General features: G+C 56.7%; 24 protein-coding genes. 12 read left to right on the forward strand and 12 right to left on the reverse strand.

Going from position 1 to position 26,699, the window contains the following annotated elements; genetic code table 11:
• Positions 1-107: 107 nt before the first annotated feature.
• The 4 genes from ACR0CZ_RS01185 (at position 108) to hisD (ending at position 4,328) form a co-directional block, all read left to right on the forward strand.
• Entirely contained in the window at positions 108-1,082 is a 975-nt protein-coding gene (locus ACR0CZ_RS01185; RefSeq protein WP_170394403.1) for a LysR family transcriptional regulator, read from the forward strand.
• Between the two features lie 218 nt (positions 1,083-1,300).
• Positions 1,301-2,314 (forward strand): D-cysteate sulfo-lyase, encoded by a 1,014-nt coding sequence (gene cuyA / locus ACR0CZ_RS01190; RefSeq protein ID WP_480537133.1) that lies wholly within the window; start codon positions 1,301-1,303, stop codon positions 2,312-2,314.
• 35 nt (positions 2,315-2,349) lie between these two features.
• Positions 2,350-3,045, forward strand: a complete 696-nt coding sequence (cuyB, locus tag ACR0CZ_RS01195) for a cysteate racemase (RefSeq protein ID WP_170394397.1) — start codon at positions 2,350-2,352, stop codon at positions 3,043-3,045.
• Between the two features lie 8 nt (positions 3,046-3,053).
• Positions 3,054-4,328 carry a histidinol dehydrogenase gene (hisD, locus tag ACR0CZ_RS01200; RefSeq protein WP_170394394.1) on the forward strand — a complete coding sequence of 425 codons (1,275 nt, stop codon included), beginning with the start codon at positions 3,054-3,056 and terminating at the stop codon, positions 4,326-4,328.
• A gap of 33 nt (positions 4,329-4,361) precedes the next feature.
• On the opposite strand, the gene ACR0CZ_RS01205 is transcribed toward hisD, so the two are convergent.
• From ACR0CZ_RS01205 to ACR0CZ_RS01225, 5 genes are read right to left on the reverse strand one after another with little or no spacing between them, the layout of a single operon-like run.
• A complete protein-coding gene (locus ACR0CZ_RS01205) occupies positions 4,362-5,828 on the reverse strand; it encodes an aldehyde dehydrogenase (protein ID WP_170394391.1) in 1,467 nt (488 codons plus the stop codon).
• A 9-nt stretch (positions 5,829-5,837) separates the two neighbouring features.
• Positions 5,838-6,875, reverse strand: a complete 1,038-nt coding sequence (locus ACR0CZ_RS01210; RefSeq protein ID WP_170394388.1) for an LLM class flavin-dependent oxidoreductase — start codon at positions 6,873-6,875, stop codon at positions 5,838-5,840.
• 1 nt (position 6,876) lies between these two features.
• The gene (locus ACR0CZ_RS01215) at positions 6,877-7,797 is read right to left on the reverse strand and encodes a flavin reductase (protein ID WP_170394385.1); all 921 of its coding nucleotides are present in this window, start codon (positions 7,795-7,797) and stop codon (positions 6,877-6,879) included.
• On the reverse strand, positions 7,794-8,606 hold the full coding sequence (locus ACR0CZ_RS01220) for an alpha/beta fold hydrolase (protein ID WP_170394382.1): 813 nt from the start codon (positions 8,604-8,606) through the stop codon (positions 7,794-7,796). Before ACR0CZ_RS01220 ends, ACR0CZ_RS01215 begins: the two co-directional genes overlap by 4 nt.
• On the reverse strand, positions 8,578-9,180 hold the full coding sequence (locus ACR0CZ_RS01225) for an amino acid synthesis family protein (RefSeq protein WP_170394379.1): 603 nt from the start codon (positions 9,178-9,180) through the stop codon (positions 8,578-8,580). Before ACR0CZ_RS01225 ends, ACR0CZ_RS01220 begins: the two co-directional genes overlap by 29 nt.
• 102 nt (positions 9,181-9,282) lie before the next feature.
• Here ACR0CZ_RS01225 and ACR0CZ_RS01230 point away from each other — a divergent pair, with 102 nt between their 5' ends.
• Together ACR0CZ_RS01230 and ACR0CZ_RS01235 are read left to right on the forward strand one after the other, a co-directional pair.
• Complete coding sequence (locus ACR0CZ_RS01230) at positions 9,283-9,969, forward strand: GntR family transcriptional regulator (protein WP_170394376.1); 687 nt, start codon at positions 9,283-9,285, stop codon at positions 9,967-9,969.
• A 100-nt stretch (positions 9,970-10,069) separates the two neighbouring features.
• On the forward strand, positions 10,070-11,044 hold the full coding sequence (locus tag ACR0CZ_RS01235) for a LysR family transcriptional regulator (RefSeq protein ID WP_170394373.1): 975 nt from the start codon (positions 10,070-10,072) through the stop codon (positions 11,042-11,044).
• A 14-nt stretch (positions 11,045-11,058) separates the two neighbouring features.
• Here the strand turns inward: ACR0CZ_RS01235 and ACR0CZ_RS01240 are convergent, their stop codons facing one another.
• Positions 11,059-12,576 (reverse strand): trimethylamine methyltransferase family protein, encoded by a 1,518-nt coding sequence (locus tag ACR0CZ_RS01240; RefSeq protein ID WP_170394371.1) that lies wholly within the window; start codon positions 12,574-12,576, stop codon positions 11,059-11,061.
• A gap of 188 nt (positions 12,577-12,764) precedes the next feature.
• Here ACR0CZ_RS01240 and ACR0CZ_RS01245 point away from each other — a divergent pair, with 188 nt between their 5' ends.
• The gene (locus ACR0CZ_RS01245) at positions 12,765-15,200 is read left to right on the forward strand and encodes a GcvT family protein (RefSeq protein ID WP_170394368.1); all 2,436 of its coding nucleotides are present in this window, start codon (positions 12,765-12,767) and stop codon (positions 15,198-15,200) included.
• Between the two features lie 8 nt (positions 15,201-15,208).
• On the opposite strand, the gene ACR0CZ_RS01250 is transcribed toward ACR0CZ_RS01245, so the two are convergent.
• Positions 15,209-16,126, reverse strand: coding sequence for a GlxA family transcriptional regulator (locus ACR0CZ_RS01250; RefSeq protein WP_170394365.1), 918 nt, complete (start codon positions 16,124-16,126; stop codon positions 15,209-15,211).
• A 95-nt stretch (positions 16,127-16,221) separates the two neighbouring features.
• Here ACR0CZ_RS01250 and ACR0CZ_RS01255 point away from each other — a divergent pair, with 95 nt between their 5' ends.
• From ACR0CZ_RS01255 to ACR0CZ_RS01270, 4 genes are all read left to right on the forward strand, one after another.
• Positions 16,222-17,382: an acyl-CoA dehydrogenase family protein gene (locus ACR0CZ_RS01255; protein ID WP_170394361.1), complete on the forward strand. Its 1,161-nt coding sequence runs from the start codon at positions 16,222-16,224 to the stop codon at positions 17,380-17,382.
• A 7-nt stretch (positions 17,383-17,389) separates the two neighbouring features.
• Entirely contained in the window at positions 17,390-19,405 is a 2,016-nt protein-coding gene (locus ACR0CZ_RS01260; protein WP_480537132.1) for an acetate--CoA ligase family protein, read from the forward strand.
• 3 nt (positions 19,406-19,408) lie between these two features.
• On the forward strand, positions 19,409-20,188 hold the full coding sequence (locus ACR0CZ_RS01265; protein WP_170407705.1) for a carnitinyl-CoA dehydratase: 780 nt from the start codon (positions 19,409-19,411) through the stop codon (positions 20,186-20,188).
• 147 nt (positions 20,189-20,335) lie between these two features.
• Entirely contained in the window at positions 20,336-20,917 is a 582-nt protein-coding gene (locus ACR0CZ_RS01270) for a helix-turn-helix domain-containing protein (RefSeq protein ID WP_480537131.1), read from the forward strand.
• Positions 20,918-20,931: 14 nt separating this feature from the next.
• On the opposite strand, the gene ACR0CZ_RS01275 is transcribed toward ACR0CZ_RS01270, so the two are convergent.
• The 3 genes from ACR0CZ_RS01275 to ACR0CZ_RS01285 are packed head-to-tail and all read right to left on the reverse strand — an operon-like array spanning position 20,932 to position 22,990.
• Positions 20,932-21,729: a metal ABC transporter permease gene (locus ACR0CZ_RS01275; RefSeq protein WP_170596216.1), complete on the reverse strand. Its 798-nt coding sequence runs from the start codon at positions 21,727-21,729 to the stop codon at positions 20,932-20,934.
• Complete coding sequence (locus tag ACR0CZ_RS01280) at positions 21,729-22,475, reverse strand: metal ABC transporter ATP-binding protein (protein WP_170407697.1); 747 nt, start codon at positions 22,473-22,475, stop codon at positions 21,729-21,731. Before ACR0CZ_RS01280 ends, ACR0CZ_RS01275 begins: the two co-directional genes overlap by 1 nt.
• A gap of 2 nt (positions 22,476-22,477) precedes the next feature.
• Complete coding sequence (locus ACR0CZ_RS01285) at positions 22,478-22,990, reverse strand: transcriptional repressor (RefSeq protein WP_170394344.1); 513 nt, start codon at positions 22,988-22,990, stop codon at positions 22,478-22,480.
• Positions 22,991-23,046: 56 nt separating this feature from the next.
• On the opposite strand from ACR0CZ_RS01285, the gene ACR0CZ_RS01290 reads away from it, so the two are divergent.
• A complete protein-coding gene (locus ACR0CZ_RS01290) occupies positions 23,047-24,171 on the forward strand; it encodes a metal ABC transporter solute-binding protein, Zn/Mn family (protein ID WP_170394340.1) in 1,125 nt (374 codons plus the stop codon).
• 464 nt (positions 24,172-24,635) lie between these two features.
• Here ACR0CZ_RS01290 and ACR0CZ_RS01295 read toward each other — a convergent pair whose 3' ends face one another.
• On the reverse strand, positions 24,636-24,980 hold the full coding sequence (locus tag ACR0CZ_RS01295) for a 6TM ABC transporter family protein (RefSeq protein ID WP_170394337.1): 345 nt from the start codon (positions 24,978-24,980) through the stop codon (positions 24,636-24,638).
• A gap of 371 nt (positions 24,981-25,351) precedes the next feature.
• Positions 25,352-26,500 (reverse strand): TolC family protein, encoded by a 1,149-nt coding sequence (locus tag ACR0CZ_RS01300; RefSeq protein WP_170465743.1) that lies wholly within the window; start codon positions 26,498-26,500, stop codon positions 25,352-25,354.
• Between the last annotated feature and the right edge of the window lie 199 nt (positions 26,501-26,699).

Raw genomic sequence — 26,699 nt, forward strand, 5'->3', positions numbered from 1 at the left:
AAACCATAGTCCTTACGCGTTGAATTAGTAAATCAAAATACTGGTTGCGTAAAAAGCGAAACTTTGTTTCGCTTTTGACTGATAGTTCGCTGGTTTGGGAGCCCCCGATGACAAAGAAAGCACTCAGTCTCAGGTGGCTGGAGGTCTTCCAACTTATTTCCAAGTTGGGTTCAATCCAAAAGGTGTCAGCTGAAACCGGTTTGTCAATCAGTACGGTCTCCAATCACTTGCGCAGTCTTGAAAAGGCGCTGGATGTGGATTTGGTGGACCACAGCCGCAGACCCATGGGTCTGACACCCGCAGGCACGGTGTTCTCACGACATGTGCATGACGGCCTGATCGCCTTGAAACGGGGCGAGGCCGAGCTTCGCTCGGGCAGTTGGCAACATGCAACAGATTTGCGTCTGGGCCTGATTGACGATTTTGACAGCCGGGTCGCGCCAGAACTCTTCCGTCATCTCTCTGCAAGCCTGCCGCGGTGCAATTTTCGCCACTTTACCCGCCCCAGCCATGAGATTCTTGACAAACTGCAGTCTCAAAAGCTGGATGCAGGCGTTGCGACCCGACCTCCTGAGCACTTTGAGGGGTTAATCGAATTCCCGCTACTTCGAGATCCGTTTATCGTCATTCTTCCGCCTGCATATGACGGACCGGTCGAGGAACTGACCAAATCAGACAGTCCGCTTCCGCTTTTACGATATTCGCGTGATCACACCATAGGCAGACTCATCGAAATTCAGCTAACCCGTAGCAAGATCAACCTGCCCAACCGGTTCGAACTTGAATGTAATCAGTCAATTATCGGACTTGTCGCCGGGGGCAGTGGTTGGACGATCACGACTGCTGCCAGCTACTATCGCGCACGACGATTCCACAAAGATACACGCGCATTACCTTTCCCGGGCAAAAGCTTTGCGCGCACCGTGTCGTTGTTCACGACCAATATCTATCCGTCGACAACCACACGACTGATCCACAACACACTGCAAAACCTGATCCGTCGTCATGTGACCGAGCCTATGAATTCGCGGTTTCCGTGGTTGAATGACGACTTTCGAACCATTCCCGCACCCCCCGAATGAGCAACCAGGTAATCTGAGCGCAATATCGAAGTTATTTTCCGGCTTTTTCGAAACCGGGTACAGTGCGCTTGACCGACGCGCCCCATCCGCTGTGATTAGGCCTGACCTTGCGGCTTGACTACAGGCGGCATTCTAAACCCAGAAACCTACCCAGCGGCCCGTGTTGGCAAGACCTACCGGTCTTGAACCATGTGCCGGGCTCAGATCAGGACTGCTTGATGCATCTTTCCCGTTTTCCCCGTGTTTTTCTTGCCCATCTGCCAACACCGCTTGAACGGATGGATCGTATGTCCGAGGCTCTGGGAATCGATCTGTGGATCAAGCGAGACGACTGCACCGGCATGTCGACGGGTGGCAACAAGACCCGCAAACTAGAGTTTCTGTTCGGCGAAGCGCTCGCACAAGGCGCAGACATGGTGATGACACAAGGGGCAACGCAATCGAACCATGCGCGTCAAACCGCTGCATTCGCTGCCCGGCTGGGTTTGAAATGTCATATCCTACTGGAAGACCGCACCAGCTATAACAACGCCAACTACAACAACAACGGCAACGTTCTGCTGGATCATTTGCATGGCGCAACCACCGAGAAGTTTCCCGGCGGCCACGACATGCCCGCCGAGATGGAGCGTTCGGCCGCGAAGAAGCGTGAAGAAGGTCACAACGTCAATGTCATTCCGGGCGGAGGTTCGAACCCGATCGGAGCGCTTGGCTATGTAAACTGCGCGCTAGAGCTTGTGAGCCAGGCCAATAACGCCGGTCTCAAAATCGATCGCGTGGTGCATGCGACGGGCTCCTCGGGCACGCAAGCCGGGCTGGTCACCGGGCTTTGCGCCATGAATACGGGCATTCCGGTTCTTGGCATTGGCACCCGCGCGCCGCAGACCAAACAAGAGCAGATGGTCTATGATCTAGCCTGCAACACGGCTGAGAAATTGGGTTGCCCAGACGTGGTGCGGCGCGAGGATGTGATGGCCAATACCGACTATGTAGGCGACGGCTACGGCTTGCCGACCGAAAGCGGCATTGAGGCGATCCGCATGTTTGCCGAACTGGAAGGCATTCTGCTCGACCCGGTCTATTCCGCCAAAGGGGCCGCCGGTCTGATCGATCTGGCGCGCAAAGGCTCGTTCAAGGATGAGCGTGTGGTGTTCTTGCATACCGGAGGCTCGGTTGGCCTGTTCGGTTATGATTTCGCTTTCGATCACACCGACCGCTGGGTCAATCTGTAAATCACGGTGATAAGTTCCAGCAAGCAGGTCTTTGCATGAAACCCCGCGTCACCGGCATATTGGGCGGAATGGGCCCAGAGGCGACAATTCTGTTGCAGCAGCGCGTGTTATCCACGGTACAGGCGGCAGATGATGCCGATCACCTGCCACTATTGATTGACATGAACCCACAGGTGCCTTCCCGCATCGCGCACCTGATCGAGGGCAACGGGTCTGATCCCGGGCCGGTTCTGGCCGATATGGCGAGAGGATTGGAGCAATCAGGGGCAACCGCGCTTGCGATGCCGTGTAACACCGCACACCACTATGCAGCGCAGATAGAGGACGCCGTCTCGATCCCCTTTCTGAACATGGTAGACCTGTCCGTGGATCAAGCGGCGCAGCTCCTGCCTTCTGGCAGCCAGGTCGGAATTCTTGCCTCCCCAGCCCTGCGAAAGGTCGGAATTTTTGACGCCCCCCTGAACCGCGCCGGATTTACCGCAATCTGGCCCGAGGATGAAGATAGGATGCTCGGCACGATCCGCCACATCAAATCTGAAGGGCCAACCGGCGCTGCACTCAGCACACTTTCCGACGCTGCTAACGCCCTTTCGGGCCGGGGTGCCGCGCTTTTGTTTGTGGCCTGCTCCGAATTCTCTCTGCTCACCCGCGACTTGCCCAAAAGCGTTCCGATCATCGACACCGTCGATATTCTGGCGGGCGCTATCCACTCCCACTCTCTGACGCGTTGAGGTTTCCCATGGCCGTCTCTTATCTGAAAACCGCCCTGCCCCGCCCCAATGCAGAAAATTCGGATATCCGCGATATCGTCGCAATCATGCTCTCCAATATCGAGCGCGAGGGCGAAGAGGCCGTTCGGCGCTATGCCGGAACGCTCGATGGCTGGACGGGAGAGTTCGTGTTGACTGATGAAGCGCGCAAAGCCGCATGTGACCGCGTGCCTGAACAGGTCAAAGACGACATCCGCTTTGCCCATGCCAATATCCGTCGATTTGCCGAAGCGCAGATGACCACGGTGAGCGAATGCGAGATCGAGGTGATGCCCGGCCTGATCGCAGGTCAGAAACAGATCCCGATCGCTAGTGCGGGATGTTACGTTCCTGGTGGTCGGTATAGCCATATCGCAAGTGCGTTGATGACGATTACCACGGCAAAGGTGGCTGGGGTGTCCCACATCACGGCGGTCTCGCCACCGCGTCCCGGTGCGGGCATCCCCGATGCAATAGTTTATGCGATGGACCTTAGCGGTGCAGATCTGATCCTGAATTTGGGCGGAGTTCAGGGGATTGCTGCGATGGCCCATGGCTTTTTTGGTGCGCTTCCTGCCGACATTCTTGTCGGTCCCGGAAATTCCTATGTCGCCGAGGCGAAACGGATGCTGTTTGGTAAGGTTGGCATCGACATGTTTGCAGGTCCAACCGATACCTTGGTAATTGCCGATCACACAGCATCGATCGAGACCGTCGCCTGGGATCTGGTGAGCCAAGCCGAGCACGGCGTCGATAGCCCTGTCTGGCTGGTCAGCACTGATAAAGCTCTGGCCCAGGGCGTTATCGCACGCGCCGATGCCCTGATCGAAAGTCTTCCCGAGCCGAACGCTAGTGCAGCGCGCACGGCATGGCGCGACCGGGCCGAGATCATTCTTTGCGACAGCCGCGACGAGGCTGCCAGGGTCGCCAACAACTACGCGCCCGAACATCTGCAGGTGATCGCCGAGGACCTGGATTGGTGGCTGGACCAACTGACCACCTATGGATCGCTGTTTCTGGGTGCCGAAACAACAGTACCCTTCGGCGACAAGACGTCCGGGCCAAATCATGTTTTGCCGACAAGCGGAGCGGCCCGATATACCGGCGGTCTGTCAGTGCATAAATTCACCAAAACGGTGACATGGCAGCGCTGCTCAGCGCAAGCCTCGCACGAGCTTGCTGAACGCACTGCTAGGATCAGTCGGATGGAAGGCATGGAAGGCCACGCACGCGCGGCAGAGATGCGATTGTCTAAAGTGTGCTAAATCTGGCCCAAGGATGCTGTTGATTAGTCAGATTCACCGCATCACGAACGGATCGGGGATCGGATCGTCGCTTGTGCGCAACCAGACCGATTTGACCCGTGTGTAATCAAGCGCCGCCTGTAGGCCCCCTTCGCGCCCGTGGCCCGACAGTCCGTGACCTCCGAATGGAGCAATCGGGCTGACCGCGCGATATGTGTTAACCCAGACAATGCCAGCCCGAATTCTGCGGATCATTCGATGTGCGCGGGTCAAGTCTTTGGTAAAGACACCCGACGCCAGCCCAAACGCGGTGTTGTTGGCTATTTGTATCGCCTCCGCTTCGGTCCCGAAACTGACGACCGAGAGGATCGGACCAAAGGCTTCGCGCGTCAGACAGGGCGCATCAGGCGCGTCCGTACAATCAATGATTGTCGGTGGAAAATAGTGCCCCTCACGGTCCAAAGGTTGCCCACCCGCTATCACGGTAGCCCCTGCCGAGACGGATTCAGCAACCAAATTTGCAGCTGTCACAAGCTGAGCTTGAGTGCATAGCGGGCCAACTTCGGTCTTTAGGTCATCGGGCGCCCCGATCACGATCTCACCCGCTTTTTCGGTGAGCCGGGCCAGAAACTCATCTTTGATCTTATCAGAGATTACCAATCGCGATCCCGCCACGCAGCTTTGCCCGGTAGCAGCAAAGATCCCCGAAACCTGCGCGTTCACAGCACTTTCGATATCGGCATCTTCGAATACGATGAACGGGGATTTTCCGCCCAGTTCCAACGAAGTCGAAGCGAGGTTTTCAGCCGAGTTGCGCACGATATGGCGCGCGGTTTCCGGGCCGCCTGTAAAGGCAACATGATCGACATCCGGGTGACTGGTCAGAACGGCGCCGCATTCCGGCCCGAAGCCGGTGATGACGTTCAGAACTCCGGGCGGGAAGCCTGCCTGATCGAAAATACGCGCGAATTCCAGCATCGGGGCCGGACCATCTTCGGATGCTTTCAGAACGACTGTGCAACCGGCGGCAAGCGCCGGGCCAATCTTGACCGCAGACAGGAACAGTTGCGAATTCCACGGCACTATGGCGGCCACCACACCAACTGGTTCGCGGCGCAGCCAAACCTCCATGTCGGGCTTGTCGATCGGCAGGTGCGCCCCTTCGATTTTGTCCGCCAATCCGGCATAGTAACGGTAGTAGTCCGCGACATAGGCGATCTGAGCAGAGGTTTCGCGAATGATCTTGCCGGTATCGCGCGTTTCAAGCTCGGCTAAGGTCTGAGCATTTTCGGCGACCAGATCGGCCAGCCGGTACAACAGTTTACCACGCGCCGTTGCTGTCATGGTCGCCCATTCGGGGGCATTCAGCGCTGAACACGCAGCCTCAACCGCGGCGTTCACATCATGTGTTCTGGCCTCAGGCATTTTCGCCCAAACGGTGCCCGTCGCGGGATCAAGGCTGTCGAAATGCGCGGTCCCATCCGAAAACGTGCCGCCGATATAGTGCTGAAACTGCCGCATTTTCTCTCCTTAGGCGAAGGCGGGCATGACGTCCGCAATGAACCGCTCAAGCGACGCTTTCTTGCGCTCAAAGCTCATCCCACTGTCGATCCAGAAAGAATACTCATCATATCCAAGATCGCTATAGCCCTTGATGCGTTCGATTGCTTTGTCGGGCGTGGCGATCACATTGTCCCGGATCATCGCCTCGGGCGAATAGAAGGGATGGTTAGCGATGTCGTCATCGCTCAGCGTCTGGATCAGACCCTGCGACACAGGGCGTTCGTTTTTGAACCACGCGCCGAAATAGCAATAAAAGCGATTGATCTCTTCCGCCGCGCGACGGGCATCCGCCTCGTCCGAGGCGATGTAGGTGTGGTTCAACAGCATGATTTCGGGGCGCGGGACGTCATGGAATTTGGCGCAGGCTGCGTTGAACGTATCCATCAGCCGGGTGATCTCTTCGTCGCCCTGCCACAAAGGGGTGACCTGCACGTGACAACCGTTCGATACCGCAAACTCATGACTGTTGGGATCGCGCGCGGCAACCCAGATCGGTGGACCGTTTTGTTGCAGAGGCTTGGGCGAAGATGTGGTTGCCGGGAAAGAATGAAACTCTCCGTCCAGCGCATGATCGCCCTCCCAAAGACCCCGCACTGCCGGAACAAGCTCGCGCATACGCTGGCCTGCCTCCCAGGCGTCCAGCCCCGGCACCATCCGCTCGTATTCATAGCTGTAGGCGCCACGCGCGATGCCCAGATCCAAACGGCCATTCGTGATCATGTCCGTCATTGCGGCCTCTCCGGCCAGCCGGATCGGATGCCAGAACGGAGCGATAACGGTTCCGGTTCCCAGACGCACATTGTTGGTCTGGCGTGCCAGATCGACGATATTCAGGAACGGGTTCGGCGAGATGGTGAAATCCATCCCGTGATGTTCGCCGGTCCAGACCGCATGCATACCACCCGCATCAGCGATCTTGGCCAGTTCTATGAAGTTTTCATACAGCTCCTGCTGGTCCTGATCGGGAGAGGTGCGTTCCATATGAACGAAAAGCGAAAACCGCATGTCAGTGACCTCCTCGTGTAATCGGGCGAACCTCGCCGCTGTTCTTGTTTCCGTAGTAAATGCCAAAATCTCCCAGCCGGGATTCCTCGGACAATCGTTCCAGCATGGTTCGGGTCGCCGTGTCGGTTACAGTGCCAAAGGATACGACGTCCAGCGGGACGAAATTACCTTTCTTCGGCTCACCATCTGCGGCCTGACACAGAAACGCGATATGTTGACGCTTTTTCTCAGCATCCTCGTAAACCGAATAAACAAAGCCCGGCTCTGCGGTCAGCCCGGTGGCCTCAATCAATTGTTCCAATGCCGCTGAAACACCTTCTGACCCAACCACTGCCTCGGGCGGTGCAAGCGCGCCGTCACCGGCATCGATCAACAGAACCTCACCTGCGCGTTCGATCAAGGCTGAGACGATCAGGCCGGTGTCCTGCATCAAGGCACCAGCAGCTGTTGATGGTGTTACATAGGCCCCCCTGACATATCCGAGACCGGGTGCCGGAGTATTGTCGAAGGCTTTGACCTCGCCGATCAGGATCACATGATCCCCCGCTTCGACGGTTTTGTGCATAGAGCAGTCAAACCAAGCCGACGACCCATCGATCAACGGCGATCCCGCAGGTCCACGCCGCCACTCGACGCTGGCAAACCGGTCTTCGACGGGCCGGGCAAAGGTATTGGATACCTCGATCTGTGTCTCTGACAGGATATTGACGGCAAACCCGTCAGCGGCAATCAATGCGTTATAGTTCTTTGAACTGTTGGCGAGACAAACCAGCACAAGCGGCGGGTCTAGTGAGACGGATGTGAACGAGTTCGCGGTAAACCCGATCGGGTTACCTTGGGTATCATGCGACGTAACCACGGTGACGCCCGTCATGAACGCTCCAAATGCATTTCGCAGCGTGCGGGGATCAAGCGAGGTCATTGCGCAATCCTTTCTTCGGCGGGCTGGCCGAGCCATTCAACCAGATGCGCTGTTACTTCATCGGGTGCTGTCAAGTTCACCATATGTCGGTGGCCTTGGATCACAACGGCCCGACCGTTTTGAACTGCTGCGGCCATAGCTTGTGACATAGCCGGGGTTGAGTTCGAGTCTCCGTCGCCGGTGAGCGCCAGAAACGGGCACGAAATCAGATTCATCTTGCTGGCGTAAGTGGCATCGCCCCGCGCAAAAGCGGAATAGGCGATGGCGTAGCCTCGTTGATCCACAGACCCAAGCCACGACGCCACCTGCGCACGGGCAGCCAGATCACCCGGACTGTCACCAAACCAGCGCGACAACGGCGTTTCCAGATCAACTCGACCCGCGCTGATGTCAGCGGCCCGCTGGATGACTGCGGCGCGGGCTGAGGCGTCGCGACAGAAGACGCCGTTCAACATAGCAACACGGCTAGTGATATCGGGGTACTCTGCCGCAAAGCCGGCGGCAATCAGTGCCCCCATTGAATGCCCGATGATTGCGACCGGAGCCAGATTCAATGCGTCGACAACATCATGCATCCAGCCAACAAAATCCGGCAATTGGCTTCCAGATGGCAGACGGTTACTGCCTCCATGCCCCGGCAGATCAACCGCAATTATACGGCAATGCTGGCTCAGCGTGTCAAACTGAGGGCCCCAGGCCGCAGATTGCATGCCAACGCCATGGATCATAAAGACCGGTTGCCCTTCGCCCGCCTCTCTGAACGCGACTGATCGGCCCGAGTTAGACAGCTGCAGGGTTGTCAACGTCATGACCAAGTTCCTCGATGTCCTGATAGCGATCCCCGATCCGGTGGTGCGGCCGCCCTCCAATCGATGCACCCAGTGCAATCAGAATCTCATCTGCCGCAGGTGCATCTGCGACCGAAGTCTGGATCGTAAGGTAGTGAGAGCGACGACCGCCATCATGTTTGTCCATCAAGGGGATCAGCAGCGGCGCATTGGCCGGGCCGCGCGTATTGCAGAAGGAAAGGTAGGATTTCGCTCCAACTGCTTTGCGATAATGATTGCCAAAATGCAGCGTGTGGATCAGGGCCGACGCATGCTCAACCTCTCCGTTCAAGCCCACAATCGCGGATTTTCCATAGGCTTCGACCCGGTCGCCGCCACCTGAAGCATCCAAAATCATTTTGGTCAGCAACTCCCCCAATCCGGGGGCGCAATCGCGGATCGCGGGGCCAAGATCTTCGACAAAACCCTGACCAGCCCAAGGGTTCCGAATGACAGCTATTGCGGCAATTAGCTTCAGCGGAGTGTCCGCCAACTTACCACCCTCGATCAGAGTGTCTTCGACATGCAGAAGCGTTTTTCGAATTTCGGCGGACATGGTGATTCCTTTGGCAAGCCTTTGGTCGAGAATATGGTATACCATAATACGATATGTCAATCATACTTGTTCCGGATCCGTACCACAGATATGAAAGCGTCGATGATGAACACCGACTCCACCCTACAAAAGATCGAAAAAGCACCGCAAACCTTGCGGGATATCGTGCAAGCGCGCCTGCGCGAAGCGATCATCGCCGGGCATTTTGCCCCCGGTGAGCGACTTGTTGAACGCCCGCTTTGCGATCAGCTTGGTGTCAGCCGCACCGTCATCCGCGAGACGATCCGGTTTCTGGAAGCCGAAGGTTTGGTTGAGATTATCCCCAACCGCGGGCCAATCGTCTCGACCCTCAGCTGGGACCAAGCGCGGCAAATCTATGACATCCGCTTACAGCTAGAAGGCTCAGCCGCCGCCGCCTGTGCACAAGCGCATGAGACAGGTTTCGCAAACGATCTGGGCAAGGCATTGAAAGCAGTGGGCGCGGCGCAGAATGACACCGAATGGTCAAATCTGCTACAGGCCACAACTCGCTTCTATGAACTGATTTTTCTACAGGCTGGGCACAGCATCGCCTGGGATGTCGTGCAACGTCTGAACGGCCGGATCAGCCGCCTGCGGGCCTTGACCCTCGCAGCGCGGAATCGAGAGCGTTCTGGGATGAGCCACATGACTGCCATCCATGATGCCATCCTCAGTGGTGATCCTGCCAAAGCCCGAAAAGCAGTCGAAAGCCATATCGCGGATGCTGCACAGACCGCGCGCGGCTTTTTGGAAAGCTCTGAAACCTGATTGCTCGGCAATTGAGCCAGAATTCCAAGATTCTGATATCAAAGCTTTCAAAATCTGCGTATTTTTGTCAGGACCGCCCTGATCTCACGAAAGAACCGGAATGCCGCGTCAGTCTGCTCCCAAAGACCTCAGTCTCAAATGGCTGGAACTGTTTCAGATATGTGCGCAAAAGGGCTCGCTACAGGCGGCCGCCAAGGAAACAGGGCTGACGATCAGCACCGTTTCCCATCACCTGCGCAATCTCGAAGACCATCTGGGCGTTGAGCTGTTCAACCACACCCGCAGACCCATGGTTCTGACCCCAAAGGGCCGGGTCTTCCTGCGCAATATCGACGATGCGCTGCACCTGATCCGAAAGGCCAAGGCCGAAGCGTCTGCAGGAAGCATCACCGAGGCCAGCTATCTGCGTTTCGGCACGATCGAAGACTTCGACAGCGACATCATTCCAGAGCTGGCGGTCTATCTATTCGCGAATATGCCCGCCTGTGATTTCATGTACCACACGGATTCCAGCCACGCGATTATCGACATGCTGCGCGACAGGCAGTTGGATCTGGGGATTTCCACTACTCCTAGCGAACGTATGCGCGATCTGCAGGATCGCCCCCTTCTGCGCGATCCATTTGTGATCGTTTTGCCTGCGGTGAGTGACAAGTCTTTGCAAGACATTGTTGAGGGTCGAACTAAATTGCCGTTTCTACGATATTCCAGCAATCTGATCATCGCGCGCCAGATCGAGTCCCAATTACGCCGGATGGGGATTTCGTCCTCTCACAGGTTTGAATGCAGCAACAATCAGACGCTGATGTCGATGGTGTCCTCCGGTGCGGGTTGGACCATCACGACGCCGCTGCTGTATTCTCGGGCAAAGCGGTTCCAATCAAAGCTGTGCATGCACCCGTTTCCGGGCAAGAGCTTTGCACGCACACTGGCACTGGTCGCGACGCCGGATTGTTCAAGATCAGTGATTGAGCTTGTGGATGCCAAAACCCGATCACTGATCAATGACCGCATCATTTCCCCACTGCGCGATGATATCCCGTGGCTGGCGGATAGTTTCAAACTGATCGAATAGCACTGGATCAGCCTTCAAAGAATTTTGAAGCGATCTCGGATTTGCCGATCCTGTTCGTCTGACAGGTATCTTGGCGTATGGGTCTGCAAAATTTCTTGCGCCCGATGTCGCGCGCGGCTCCAGGCATCTTGCGCTCCGTTTTCTGCCCAGGTTCGCGGCTCGTCCCTGTCTGCGAGTGAGGGATAAAAGTAATCCCGTTCCATGGCCGCAAAAGTATGCTGACCAACCAGAAAATGGCCCTCGCCCAGAACTGCTTCGCAGATCGCGTCAAAGCCCAGATTCTCGTGTGTCACCTCTATGCCCCTCAAAGCGCGGTAGGTGTACGAGTGCATCTCATCATCCAGCACGAACGCCTCAAAACTTGCACCCAGCAACGAGGCCGTCATGCCCGAGCTTTCATAGATCAGATTACCACCTGCCAGCGCCGCCGCCATTGAGGTCAGTCCCTTTTCCATCCCGTATTGAGCGTCGATCGCCTTGGCATCAGACATCGAACAGGCCACACCTGAAGGCAGCCCAAGCCAATTTGATAATTGTGCTGATGCTGCATTCAGGACAGCCGTCTCTCCGCTGCCACCTGAGAACGCGCCGGTCCGAAGGTCAATCACCAGTGGCCAATTCGAAAAGACCATAGGAAACCCGGGCTGGATCGCGTGGACCATTACTAGACTCGCAAGAGTTTCTGCCAATGACTGCGCCAGAAAACCAGCCAAGGTCGCTGGTGCAGTCGCGCCGGCCTGAGCAGCGGTGATGCAAGAAATCGGAATATTGTGTTCGATGCAGGCGTAGACCACATCCACCGCGTCTTCGCCGTAGCGCATCGGCGAGATCACCGGGCTTATATGTGCTTTCATGAACGGGCGTTTTGCGAATTCACCGGGTCCCCCGGCTGCGATATCCAATATCTCAACAATTGGCGCAACGTGCTGCGCCAATGTAAAAGACGTCGCGGTGGGCTTGGAGGTATTCTTCAACAGCGCATAGACGGTGTTCACATCCAGATCGAAGGTTTCCTCCAGATCGGTTGCAACGCAACAGCGGGTGAACCAGCTGACATTTGGCAAGACATCTTGAAGACGCGTGAAATCATGTAAGTCCTGCAAGGTTGAAGGCCGATAGCGACCACTGCGCAGATCAAGCGTCTGAACCGCCGCCCCTCCGGTTCCGAAATAGACGCGATTACCGCCAACTTTGATGGATCGGGCTGGATCACGCCCGTGCAGAACGAAGGTCTTGGCGGCCTGATCAATCGCCTGTTCCACAAGTTGAGGCGAAAAAAGTATCCTCCCCTCCCCGCTATCTTGCGCCCCAACCGCCAATAAATCAGAACGCAAACGATCCGGCACCTCGCCGATCCCCAGCTTCTCAAGAAGATCCAGAGCCGTGTTGTAAATCCGCTCAAGCTCAACCCCAGTCAAGGGTTTGTAAGCGCCTCCCGGTTGACCTGGCGGACAGGGGTCGAGCGCAGGCTTTTCAGCCCGCTGTGCGATACGTCCTTTTCGACCGGACCTTTTCGCCTGCGGCGCAGCCATTTGTGATCCTCCAACCGCATCAGGTTGATCAATTCAACTAAACGTCTAAAGCCAATTTCAACCGCATTCGAATTACTATGAGTTAATGAGCTTTTATTTTCGATTTTTTACGTGACAATATCCAGCCGCTTGTGAACCAACTGACAGAACAGGCTAATCCCCAAAAACTACGTACCGGAGGGTCCTTGATGAAATCGCGCACTAAAGTGGTCGTCATTGGCGGCGGTATCGCCGGCTGCTCGACTCTGTATCACTTGACCCGTGAAGGTTGGTCCGATGTGGTGCTGGTCGAGCGCGATGAGTTGACCAGCGGCACAACTTGGCATTCGGCCGCGCAGGTGACCAATTTTGGCATGAACCAGACCATGGTTGGTCTGAAGACCCACTCGATCAACTTGTACAAGGAACTGGCCGAGGATCCGGACTATCCTATCAACTACCATCACGGTGACGGCGGCATCCGGCTTGCAAATACGCCTGAGCAGATGCAGGGGTACCACCATTTTGCGTCTATGGCGCGCGGAATGGATGTGCATTTCGAGGTCATAGATGCAGAGGAATGCGCCCGCCGGCACCCGTTGATTTCCACCGACAACCTTCTCGGTGGGCTATGGGATCCGTTAGATGGCGACATCGATCCGGCTCAACTGTGCCAAGCTCTGGCGCGCCGTGCGCGCAAAGCCGGGGCCGAGGTTTATCGCAATACTCCGGTCACAGGACTGACACAGCACAAGGACGATACCTGGACGGTTCGCACGGAACACGGCGATATTGATTGCGATATCGTAGTTAACGCTTGTGGTTATCGGGTCAACGAAGTGGGCGCGATGATGGGCGTGCACCACCCTGTCGCTTCGATGGAGCATCAGTATTTTCTGACAGAAGAAATCGAAGCGATCCGCGACGCAGGCCATCGGATGCCCCTGCTGCGCTGTCCGATCAGCGACTATTATTGTCGGCAGGAGAAGAACGGCTTGCTGGTCGGCTTCTACGAGCAGGATTGCAAAACCTGGGGCATGGACGGGATCGATCCGAATTTTGTGAACGCGCTGTGCCCTGACGATCTGGACCGCGTGACGGATGTGCTGGAAGGTGCCTTCGCACGCATGCCTGCACTGATGGATGTCGGTATTCATACAGTGGTGAATGGTCCGATCACCTACACAATTGACGGCGCACCTTTGGTCGGGCCAATCCCCGGAAAGCGCAATGCTTTCTGCATCATCGGTCTGCGCGCGGGTTTGGGCGAAGGGGGTGGCCATGGCTGGCTGCTGGCCCAACAGATCGTTCACGGCGAGGCCTGTTATGACACCTGGTGCCTTGATCCGCGTCGGTTTACCGGCCACACAAATGTGGAGCTGACCGCGCTGAAAGCCATCGAAGATTACCAGAATGAATTCCGCTTTCATTTCCCGCACGAACACCGGCCTGCCGGTCGCCCCGCCAAAACCACACCGCTGACCCCGATCCTCGCAGCAGAAGGGGCTGAATTTACAGTGGTCAACGGTTGGGAGCGGGTCGACTACATCAAGCCTGCACCAGATTTTCACCCAACGCTGAGTTTCAGTTTTGATGAGACCTTTGACGTCGTGGCAGCGGAAATCAGAAACCTTCAGAAAAATGTCGGACTGGCCGAAGTGAACGGCTTCAACCGGCTGGAAATCACTGGAACCGATCGGCATCGGTTTCTGGATCGGATGATGTGCGGCGCGGTGACAAAACGCGACGGGCGGGTCGGCCTTGGTTATCTGCTGAACCACCACGGGATGGTCAAAGCCGAGGCCACCATCGCCAACCTTCCCGCGAGTGATCGCGGCCCGGCACGGGTCTGGTACGGGTCCGCCGCCGCCAGCGAATACCATGATATGGACTGGCTAAAGGCGCATCTGCATGGTGGCGAAGATGTGCAAATCCGCTCACTCACCAATGATCAGATAATATTAGTGCTGGCCGGACCCAAATCGCGCGACGTGCTGTCCGCTTGTGCTCGAGGAGACTGGTCGCGAGAAGCTTTTCCCTGGCTGTCAGTTCGCGAGTGTTTTGTCGGGTTCGCGCCAGCAACTGTATTGAATATCAGCTTCTCAGGGGAACTGGCCTACGAGATACATGTCCCGAACGCCTCACTATACGCGGCCTATCTGGCGCTCAGAAAAGCTGGCGAGACGCATGACTTGAAATTATTTGGTGCTCGCGCCGTCGAGTCCATGCGGATGGAGAAAGGGTTCTTGCACTGGAAAGCCGATCTGCTCACAGAGTTCGACCCGTTTGAGACCGGTTTGGATCGGTTCGTGAAACTGACCAAAGGCGATTTCATTGGCCGAAACGCGTTGCAGAGACGCCTTGAGAACGGGCCTCAAAAGAAACTGGTGAGCCTGAAAATCGAAGCAACCAAAGCACCGGCGCATGGTGGAGCCTCCCTGATGTTGGACGACATGGTTATTGGCACAATCACGTCAGGTGACTGGGGCCACAGAACAGGGTTAAACCTTGCTTACGGCTTTGTGAATCCGGAATTTTCCGAACCCGGCAGCCGAATGCAACTTGACCTGTGCGGAGAAATGATCGCTGCCGAGGTGATTGCGCCGTCCCCGTATGACCCGGACCTCTCACGCGTGCGAGGCTAATCCCAAAGTTACTCCCCGTTTCGATAGGCTGTTGGTGTCTGCCCGAATTGCATCCGGAACGCCCGCGTCATTGCGCTTGGGTTCTCATACCCGCAGCGGCTGGCGATCTCGGCCACGGATTGCTGGGTCTCGACCGCAAGTTTACGCGCCAAATTCAGACGCAGGCGACGATAGAGCGCCTGCGGTGTTACACCCAGCTCGGACAAAACCCGGGTCTCAATCTTCTTTTGAGAGCACCCGAGCTGACGAGCGATATCCTTTATCATTACTGGCGCATCCAACGTGCGCTGCATGACGCCCAGCACCCGATTCACCAGCCTGTCTTCGGATTTCATCTGTGGTGAAGCAGCACTTGGTTCACCACGGTTCATCAGAAGATGCGCCACCTCCATCGACAACAGCGGCCCGTGATCCGCGAGAATCAGCGCAGTCGCCAGATCATAAGCAGCCATCGCGCCCGAACAGGTGATCCGGTTCCGGTCGATCACAAAACGTTCCTGCACGACCTCGACATCGGTAAAAGTTTCTTCGAACCGGGAAAGTTCATCCCAGTGAATGGTCGCGCGATGCCCTTCCAACAGTCCCGCGCGCGCGAGCAACCAACTCCCTGTGTCCAGACCAGCCAGTTTGCGATGACGGGTCGCGGCCCTGCGCAAAGCGCGATGAGTATCGGGAACCGAGTGTTCCAGATACCCATAAGACGGCATGACAACCAAAGCATCACCCGCCTCAATGCCCATCGCTCCATGCGGCGCGACCTGCAACCCGCTGGAACTTTGGACAGGCGCACCATGGGGTGAATAGAACTGCCAGGCATAGAGATGCTGACCCGCCAATGTATTTGCCGCGCGCAATGGCTCAACCATGTTGGCGAGGCAAAGGTTCGAGAACCCGTCGAACAGCAAAAAGTTATAGATCTGGGTCAAATTTTTCTAACTCGGCATGATATCGTACGATTACTGCATGTCATTGTGTCAGGCAATTACGTTTCATTGCCAATCAGACATCAGGGGAACGCGTCATGCAATTTGGCTTAACCGAAGAACAGGAAATGATCGTCTCAACAGTGCGGAGCTTTGTTGAGAACGAGATTTACCCCCACGAAGCTGAGGTCGAACGCACCGGACTGGTGCCGCAAGAGCTGGGAGACGAAATCAAGCGGAAATGCATCGAACTGGGGTTTTATGCCTGTAACTTCCCCGAAGAAGTTGGTGGCGCAGGTCTCTCGCATCTTGATTTCACTCTTGTCGAACGCGAGCTCGGCCGAGGTTCGATGGCATTGACCCATTTCTTCGGTCGCCCGCAGAATATCCTGATGGCCTGCAACGCCGACCAACGTGAACGCTATTTGTTGCCTGCCGTGCGTGGCGAAAAGATGGATGCTCTGGCTATGACCGAACCTGACGCGGGTTCAGATGTTCGGGGCATGAAATGTCAGGCCGTACGCGATGGCGGTGACTGGGTCGTCAACGGTTCGAAACACTTCATCTCGGGCGCGGAGCACGCGGATTTCTTCATCGTATTCATCGCAACAGGTGTGGATGAAACTCCGAAAGGCCCTAAAAAGCGGATCACTACATTCCTCGTAGATCGTGGTACGCCGGGTTTTGAAGTGCGCGAGGGGTACAATTCAGTCAGCCACAAAGGCTACAAGAACTATATCCTGTATTTTGACAATTGCCGCCTGCCTGACACACAGGTTCTGGGCGAGGTCGATGGCGGTTTCGCCGTGATGAACGAGTGGCTCTATGCAACGCGCCTGACGGTTGCTGCTTTTTCGGTCGGGCGCGCGCGGCGCTGTTTTGATTATGCGCTGAACTACGCGGCTGAGCGCAAGCAATTCGGCCAGCCGATCGGTAAGTTTCAGGGTGTCGGCTTTCAGATCGCCGACATGATCACCGAGATCGACGCTGCTGACTGGCTGACGCTCGCGGCCGCATGGCGTCTGGATCAGGACTTGCCCTCAAATCGCGAGATTGCCTCGGCCAAGCTTTATGCTTCGGAAATGCTGGCAAAGGTCACGGATACGACGCTGCAAATCTATGGTGGCATGGGTCTGATGGACGACTTCCCGATCGAACGGTTCTGGCGGGATGCGCGCGTAGAACGTATCTGGGATGGTACGAGTGAAATCCAGCGGCATATCATCAGTCGTGATCTGCTGCGGCCTCTGGGTGCCTGAGGCCCGAATGAGCAAGGATATCTCCCGTCTTCTACGCCCGGAATCCATCGCGGTGATCGGCGGCGGCGCGTGGTGCAAGCAGGTTATCCTGCAATCGGAACGCATGGACTACGCAGGGAAAATCTGGCCTGTCCATCCCAAGGCGGATGAAATTGCCGGGCACAACGCCTACGCACGGATTGAAGACCTGCCATCGTCCCCGGACGCGGCCTTTGTTGGCATCAACCGTCACGCCACCGTTGAGGCCGTTCAGGTTCTGTCAGACATGGGCAGCGGCGGCGCAGTTTGCTTTGCCTCTGGCTTCTCGGAAGCTGCAGCCGAGGATCAGGCAGGAGGAGATTTGCAATCAGAGTTGATCAATGCAGCAGGCAGCATGCCCATTCTTGGGCCGAACTGCTATGGCTTTATAAATGCGCTTGATGGTGCGCTATTGTGGCCCGATCAGCATGGAGCCGCTCGGGTAGATCGAGGCGTTGCCATTCTGACCCAGAGCTCCAACATCTCGATCAACCTGACTATGCAGAAACGAGCCCTGCCGATTGCCTATATGGTGACTTGCGGGAACATGGCGCAGACCAGTCAGGCTGAGATTGCCATGTCGCTGATCGATGATCCACGGGTCACTGCCGTCGGTTTACATATCGAGGGCTTCAAGGATATCCGCGAATGGGAGGCCCTTGCTGCCAAAGCACATCGGAAAGGCGTGCCTCTGATCGCACTTAAGGTGGGTGCATCCGAACAGGCGCAGGCAGCAACAGTTTCTCATACCGCCTCACTGGCAGGGAGCGATGCGGGTGCGCAGGCTTTGCTAAACCGGCTGGGCATCCCGCGCCTGTCCTCGCTGCCCGAGTTACTGGAAACCCTGAAATTGTTGCATTGTTATGGGCCTTTGCCGGGGGGCAACATTGCTTCGATCAGCTGCTCGGGCGGCGAGGCCAGCCTGATCGCAGATATGGCGATCGGCACTGACCTCAGATTTCCAGAACTGTCCAGAGACAAGCAAACCCGATTGCGCGATGCGCTTGGTCCGATGGTCGCACTAAGCAATCCACTCGATTACCACACCTATATCTGGCGCGATGAAGATGCGATGGCGAAAGCTTGGGCCGGGATGACAGGCGACGATCTGGATCTGACCTTCTCGATCGTCGACTACCCGACCACCGATCCAACGGATTGGGCTGCCGCGACGCGCACGGCACTAAAGGTGCGGGCAGAAACGGGCGCGCGCTTCGCAGTGGTTTCTACACTGCCCGAATTGTTCCCTGAAAACACTGCGCAATCCCTGGTAGAAGGCGGTGTAGTTCCCTTCATTGGCCTTCGTGAAGCGCTTGCCGCTACACGCGCGGCGGCTCAAGTCGCCGCGCCTTCGGACACGCCAATCTGCCTGCCGGGCACATTAGATGCCACGCAGACGCTGACCGAAGCCGAGGCGAAGCAGGCTCTGGCCGCGCATGGTTTGCGCATTCCTCAGAACAGGTCTGTCCGAGGCGCCGAAGAAGCCCTAAGCGCGACGCGCGAGATGGAAGCGCCCTTTGCCGTCAAAGGTGTCGGCCTTGCCCACAAGTCTGAACATTCCGCTGTACGGCTGGGGGTACAGGCTGCCGATGTGGCGGGTGTGGCAGCGGATATTGGAACCGAAGAGATTCTGATCGAAGAGATGATCACAGGTGCGGTGGCAGAAATACTCGTCGGCGTCGTGCGGGATCCTGCCCACGGCTTTGTGCTGACTCTGGGTGCCGGAGGTGTCCTGACCGAAATACTGCGCGACACCACCTCGCTTTTGATCCCGGCAACGTCCAGCAGTATTCGCGCGGCACTGGGCGAGTTGAAAGTCGCGCCGCTGCTGTCAGGCTATCGCGGCCAACCAGCGGCTGATATGGATGAAATCGTTGCCGCCATTCAGGCCGTTCAAGACTATGTAATCCAAAATGCCGAAACGCTCGGCGAGGTCGAAATCAACCCGCTTCTCTGCACGCCCACCCGGGCGGTGGCGGTGGATGCGCTCATCAGAAAGGCCTGAGAAATGGACCCGATCAAGACCCGCCGTGACGGCGCAATTCTCGAAGTGACGCTGGATCGGCCAAAAGCCAATGCAATCGATCTAGCTACCAGCCGCATCATGGGGCAGGTATTTGCCGAGTTTCGCGATGATCCCGAACTGCGCGTCGCGATCTTGACCGGAGCAGGTGATAAATTCTTTTGCCCTGGCTGGGACCTGAAGGCAGCCGCCGAAGGCGATGCCGTAGATGGAGATTATGGTGTCGGTGGCTTTGGCGGTTTGCAGGAGTTACGCGATCTGAACAAACCGGTCATCGCGGCCATCAATGGTATTGCCTGTGGTGGCGGACTCGAGCTTGCGATTTCCGCCGATATGATCCTGGCCGCTGAACACGCAACTTTTGCCCTACCTGAGATTCGATCCGGAACCGTTGCAGATGCGGCGAGCGTCAAGCTACCCAAACGCATTCCCTACCACATCGCGATGGAGCTATTGCTGACTGGACGCTGGTTCGATGCCGAAGAAGGTCAGCGTTGGGGCTTGGTCAATGAAGTCCTGCCTGCCGATCAACTGATGGATCGTGCCTGGGAATTGGCGCGTCTGCTCGCCTCGGGTCCTCCGCTGGTTTATGCTGCAATCAAAGAGGTCGTGCGCGAAGCTGAAGACAGCAAATTTCAGGACGCCATGAACCGCATCACCAAGCGCCAGCTGCGCACCGTCGATATCCTCTATTCCAGCGAGGATCAGCTTGAAGGCGCAAAGGCCTTCGCTGAAAAGCGTGATCCGGTCTGGAAAGGAAAATAAGTTCAAAACACCGCTGCCTTCATCGCATTGGCGCAGTTTTGCGCCAATCGCTCAGCTAAGCTTGTTTTTTGTCAGAACACACTTTTACTATCCTGCAATTCAGGCCACAGCTACTTTAACTGGAAGAAGGAATGTCAAAGCGGCCCGATGCAGGACAAGAAAACAGAACCAGAACTTGAGATCGGGCGCACCCTGCAGCGTTTGCGACAGGAACGTCAGCTCACGGTGACCGAACTCGCTGCGCAGTCAAAGGTTTCCGCGCCCATGATCAGCCGGATCGAAAATGGTCATGTGTCGCCGTCCCTTGGTACCTTACACGCGTTGGCAGATGCACTGTCTGTCTCTCTGATGGCGCTGTTCAGCCATACCGACACGACCTCGGATGTGCATCACGTTCAGGCGGGAACCGGGTTGCCGTCGCGGCGTATCACACCAGACCATACCCATGACTATCTACTGCTCGGCAAACACAGCGGGCCTAGCGGATCATTCCAATCCGCACGCATTCGCATCTCAAAACAAGACCAACGCAAGTTGCCGAACTATCAGCACGAAGGCTACGTCTTCATCTATATGATTGAAGGCAGTGCCATCTATGGTTGCGGGACCGAAGAGTTCGAGATGTCAGAAGGTGACACGCTCAGCTTCGACGCCAAGCTCCCACATGGGGTGCGGGACATCCTGTCAGACGAAATTGAATTCGTGACCGTGTCGACGCGACCGCATTGATCTTTGCAGATGTCCTAGGTTCCACGCCGCGTTTGCCATCCGATCAGGCTGAAACACGCAAACACTACTGCAGCAACACAAACAATGGATGGCCCTGCAGGCGTATCAAACATGTAAGCAGCCCGTAGCCCGGCGATTGCGGAAAATGCACCAATCGCCGCCGCAATCAAAGCCATCGCTTCCGGTGATCTGGCCAGACTGCGCGCCGCCGCCGCCGGGATGATCAGCATTGCAGCAATCAGTAGAACACCTACGACCTTTATCGCCACGGCCACCGTAACTGCCAGAGACAGCGTCAGGATCAACTGCTCTCGCTTGGGGTCAAAGCCGCTGGCATAGGCCAACTCTTCATTCATGGTCGCCGTCAAAAGCTGCGACCAGCGCCATACGATCAGGGCCACGACAAGCGCTGCGCCCCCCCAGATCACAACCAGATCGGTGCGTGACACGGCCAGAATATCACCGAAGAGATAGGCCATCAGGTCGATGCGAACACCGGACAGGAAAGATACGGCGACTAGACCGAAGGCAAGCGCGGAATGGGCCAGAACACCCAGCAGTGTATCCATCGCGTAACCACGTCCGGACAACAGTGTCACGGTAAGTGCCATCGCAAGCGCAACAGCTAGCGCCCCAGTAAAGACGGACAACTGAAACGTCAGCGACAAAGCGACACCCAGGATTGCCGCATGGGCGGTGGCATCCCCGAAATAGGCCATTCGACGCCAGACAACAAAACACCCCAGCGGTGCCGCAGCAAAAGCAACGCCAACACCTGCAAGCGTCGCGCGCGTCATGAAATCATCCAGCATTATTCTGCGGCTTCCTGAGAGGTTTCACAGTGACCGTGATCGTGATCATGGTCGTGATCATGGCGATAGAGGGCCAGTGCGCCTCCGGTACCCGTTCCGAACAGGGCCCGATATTCCGGGGCCGAAGCTACGACTGCGGGGGACCCTTGGCAGCACACATGACCATTGAGGCAGATCACCCTGTCCGACGCGCTCATGACCACGTGCAATTCATGGCTGATCATCAGTATGGCGCATCCGGTTTCACGCCGGACCTCTTCGATCTGACGATAAAACGCCGCAGACCCCGGTTGGTCGAGACCCTGAGTGGCTTCGTCCAAAAGCAGAACGTCGGGCCGATTGATCAACGCCCGCGCCAGCAAGACGCGCTGAAACTGTCCGCCTGACAATTGCGACATTTGGCGCTTTAGCAGATCCGGCACCCCAGCAGTTTCAAGCGCTTCTGTACATTGAAGCCTAGAGACACGATCCGTCAGACGCATGAATCTTTCCACTGATATCGGCAGGGTCGGATCAATGTGCAGTTTTTGGGGGACATACCCGATTTTTAGCCCAGGCTTCAGTGTAACCTTACCTTCCGCAGGCTTGGTCGCGCCAATGACGGCACGCAACAGGCTGGTCTTTCCCGATCCGTTTGGACCAACGATCGTCACGATTTCACCAGCCTCAATCGTCATGCCGACATGGCGCAGAACGGTATTCGCGCCATAACGCACGCTGAGATTTTCAACGGTGATCAGGGTCATGTCTACGCCTTCTCGGTGCAGTCTGGGCAGAGTCCCTCGGCTTCTACAACGGTTCGCTCGATTTCGAAACCCGCCGCGCGCGCGGCTGCGCCGAGGACGCCATTGGACGGTGCCGACTGAGCTTCGGCGACAGCGTCGCATTTTCTGCAGATCATGAAGGCCGGGGAATGGACCTCTCCGGGATGAGAGCAGGCCACAAAGGCGTTCAAACGTTCAATCTTATGGACGAACCCGTACTGGACCAGAAAATCCAGCGCGCGATAAGCCACCGGCGGCTGCGAGCCAAAACCGGCTTCGCGCAAACGATCAAGTATAGCGTAAGCCCCAAGCGACTTGTGATCTTGCAACAGCATTTCAAGAACTTTTCGCCGCACAGGGGTTAGCCGCAACCCTTCTTCCCTGCACCGAACATCCGCTGTGGCCAACGCCGTTTCGACGCAATTCTTGTGATCATGCTCCTGAAATCCTACCGGCGCATCTTCACCAACCGAAATGGGGCGCATCTCACTTGTCATGTTATACCATATCATATATGCCGCTCGTAACGTTATAAAATCACACAGAGGGTCTGATGTCCAGAAAGCTGCTCCCACTATCGATTACCGCTGCATTGATGGGCGGAACCGCCATGGCGGATGCACCCAAGGTTGCGGTTGACATCGCACCCGTTCACTCACTCGTGGCCCGGGTGATGGAGGGGGTAGGAACGCCTGAATTGATAGTGCAGCCCGGTGCCTCGCCACACGAATACAACCTTCGTCCGTCAGAAGCAGCCGCACTGCAAGAGGCAGATCTGGTATTCTGGATTGGCGAGGACCTGACCCCGTGGATGGAAGGCGCTGTCGAGACGCTCAGCGACGGGGCGACTGTTACGGTGTTGCTTGAGTCGGACGGAACGGTTCTGCTCGATTTCCGTGAAAGTGCTTTGTTCGAAGCGCATGACCATGGCGACGACGAAGATCATGGGGATGACGATCATGACGATCACGACCATGCTGAGGATGATGGTCATGATCACGACGACCACGACGATCATGCAAAAGACGATGACCACGATCACGAGGATCATGCCGAGGACAAAGAGCATGATGATCATAATCATGACGAAGAGCATGCGGATGAGCATGACCACGATGATCATGAGGACCACGCCGGACATGACGACCATGAGGGCCACGCGCATGGCGAACATGATCCGCACGCCTGGCTCTCTCCGGTCAACGCAGAAATCTGGCTGAAAACGATCGCGGCGCAGCTTTCTTCGGCTGACCCAGACAACGCAGGTGCTTATTTTGCAAATGCGGCAGCTGCGCGTGAAGAAATGGCTGCTTTGTCAGCGGAAGTGGCCGAAACGCTGGCGCCGGTCAAAGGTGGCAGCTTCATCGTGTTCCACGATGCCTATCAATATTTCGAAGATGCCTTTGGCTTCCCGGCCTCGGGTGCAATTTCCCTCAGCGATGCGACCGATCCAAGCCCGGCAAGGATCGCCGAAATTCAGGGGCGTATCCGCGACGAAGGTGTGGATTGTGTCATGGCTGAACCCCAGTTCAACCCCGGAATTGTCGCAACCGTTCTCGACGGCACCGAAGCTAAAACCGGCATCATGGACCCGCTGGGATCTGATCTGGAACCCGGAGTAAATCTGTACCCGCAACTCATCCGCAATCTGGCCAAAACACTGTCTGAGTGCCTTTGACTCAATCAACAGCCTGGTTGGGAGTTGGTTCTGGCCAGGCTGAAATCAGACAAAGTTCTCCGCTCATCGTTCCAACAAAGTCATCAGTATTCGGCTACCGGCGTCTCTAAGCTGTCCAATTTGGCGGCTAAGCTGCCGGCGCAAGTCAATCATCGCCAGCGAACTTTCGATGCCGCGCTCGACCAGAGGTTGGATCACGCCAATCTATTCCGCCAGAAACGCCGCCTCCACACCTGTACGGTCGGGAAGATCAAATTCTTGTCCGGATATCTGAGCCTCAAGTCTCGCGCGCGACGCGATCGCAATCGCCTGTCGCGGCCTGCCAATCGCCTAGATCACGCCACGAATACGAAAGGGAAGGGCAGATCGACCAAAGCAACCAGCGAGGCAGACGTAAAGAAATCCCGGACGACCTCAAAATCCCGAAGGATCCAGGCCATGCGTCCATTCTGCCCGCCCCGGGCTTACATTTTAAGCACCATCAACTGATTGAACAGCCGTTCGGTGATCTTCAGGTCCGCCCATTTTCCCGCTGTATCGATGAACCGTGTCCGCAGGTTCTTGATCAGGAAATCGAACAACAGTGCAAGGCCAACCCCGACGACCAGAGCCAGCAAGCTATCAACCAATTCGTTTGGCAGATTGGGGTCTTGAACGACCATGGTGAATCGCGACGTCACCAGCCCAAGCACGCTTGTCACCATCGCGGCCAATATGATCTGAATGTAGACCCCGCGCAGATCGCTGAACGCGGACCAAAACCGATGACCTTGCGGCCTAAACGATTCTCGTTCCAGCGGCGCGAGCATTATGCGCGCAATATCCTGCGCGTCTTGCGCAGTCGTGTTTCCTGTCGCCGCCAGATCTGAGGTTCGCTGAATCCGCTGCTGGCATCGATCACAAGAAAGCGTCGGTGTCTTCTCGATCCAGAACCACTAAAGGTTGAACATCTGGGGCAAACGCCAGGACCAGAAACAAGTTCAGGTCCAGTTTCAGTAACCGCGCTTTCCCAAAACCTGACTGTAGCCCACCGCTTCCACTGCGCTGACCGCATATGCGACTTCAATGCCCTAGAACACCCGAAAGATATCCACCTCGGACAAACCGGAACCCAAATGCTCGGTCAGAAGTCGGAGGTGCGTATTCAGCGGATTAGTCGCAGTCGGGTTCACGACGGATATCACAAGGTTGGATCGGTCGGCTGTGCAACCCCCAACGCGTCCAGGATATCGCCCGTGACCGCCAGCACGGCATATTCTGCACGACGTGCCTGAGCCTCAAGCTGGATCACCCGAACCTGCGCAAGATTCAACTCGCGCAACGCATCCAATATCTGTACCAGCGTGCTGCGCCCGATATCAAACTGTCCACGAGCTGCATCCAGCGCTTGCTCATTGATCTCGACAGCGCGCCGGGCTGTGGCGAGCCGTCGCTGGATTGAATTGGTCTCTTCCAAGGCCTGGGAGAGATTACGTTGCAACTCGCGCCGCAATTCTTCTTCCTCAGCCCGGCTTTGTTGAAGATTCGCCCTTGCGGTTTCGACATTGGCGCGCGCGGATCCCCCTTGGTAAATCGGGACCGTTACACCCAATCGGGCCTGCACACCGTCGTCGATACTGCCCTGGTCGAAATCTGTCTCAAGAATCGCAGAGAGTGTTGGGCGGGTCGCTCGTTCGGCAACCACAACCTCTTGCGCACGCACTTGACTGAAGGCGACCTGAGTACGCAGACGCGGGCTGCGTGCAACCATTTGCTGCGAGGTGGCCGCTGCCAGAATGGGTGCGGGGGGGATGGTCGGAATAGCACCGGGTCGCGTTCCGAAGACTTCGACCCATGTTGCCGTCGCCAGTTCCACATCCGTCTGAGCCTGCGCTAATTCTGTCTCGGCGTTAGACTTCCGCCCCTGCCCCGCCAGCAAATCTGCCACCGACCCGGCCCCGGCATCAAAACGGGACTGGAGGTCGCTGACCAAAACGTCCGTACGATCCAGATTCTGCTGGGCTTGTTCTTCGAGGCGGCGATTTCGATCCAAATCAATTATGGTTTCGATGGCCTCGAAGCTCAGCGCGCTCAGCTCTGACAATTCGTTTAACCAGGTCTGCCGGGCTTCAATCTGACGCAAACCCACACGACCCGAGATTTTGCCACCATCATAGATGATCTGGCTAAGCCGCAGGATCGGTACTGTATCCCCATCGGACGTCAGGGATGTCTCGGCCTCGATCTGCGGCAGGAACGCGCCTTGCTCGGCATCAATGCGGGATTTCGAAGCCAGAACGCTGGCGGCTCCGGCTGCGGTGGTGGGCGATGTCGCGACAGACCTTCGCACCAACTCAGCGAATTCAGTGCGTACGACATTTCCCTTCAGATTATTCCCCCCCGATAAGGGGGCGAGGGCTGGTGTCGCCCCGGGATCAAAGGACTTGGTTCCCTGTAAATCCTGACTGCAGCCCGCCAAAATAATAGTGGCTATCACAACCGACAACCATGCCCTCATCCCGCCAAAGCTCCTGATTTCAACTCTGAGA

It is taken from the genome of Ruegeria sp. H9 (assembly GCF_056532915.1).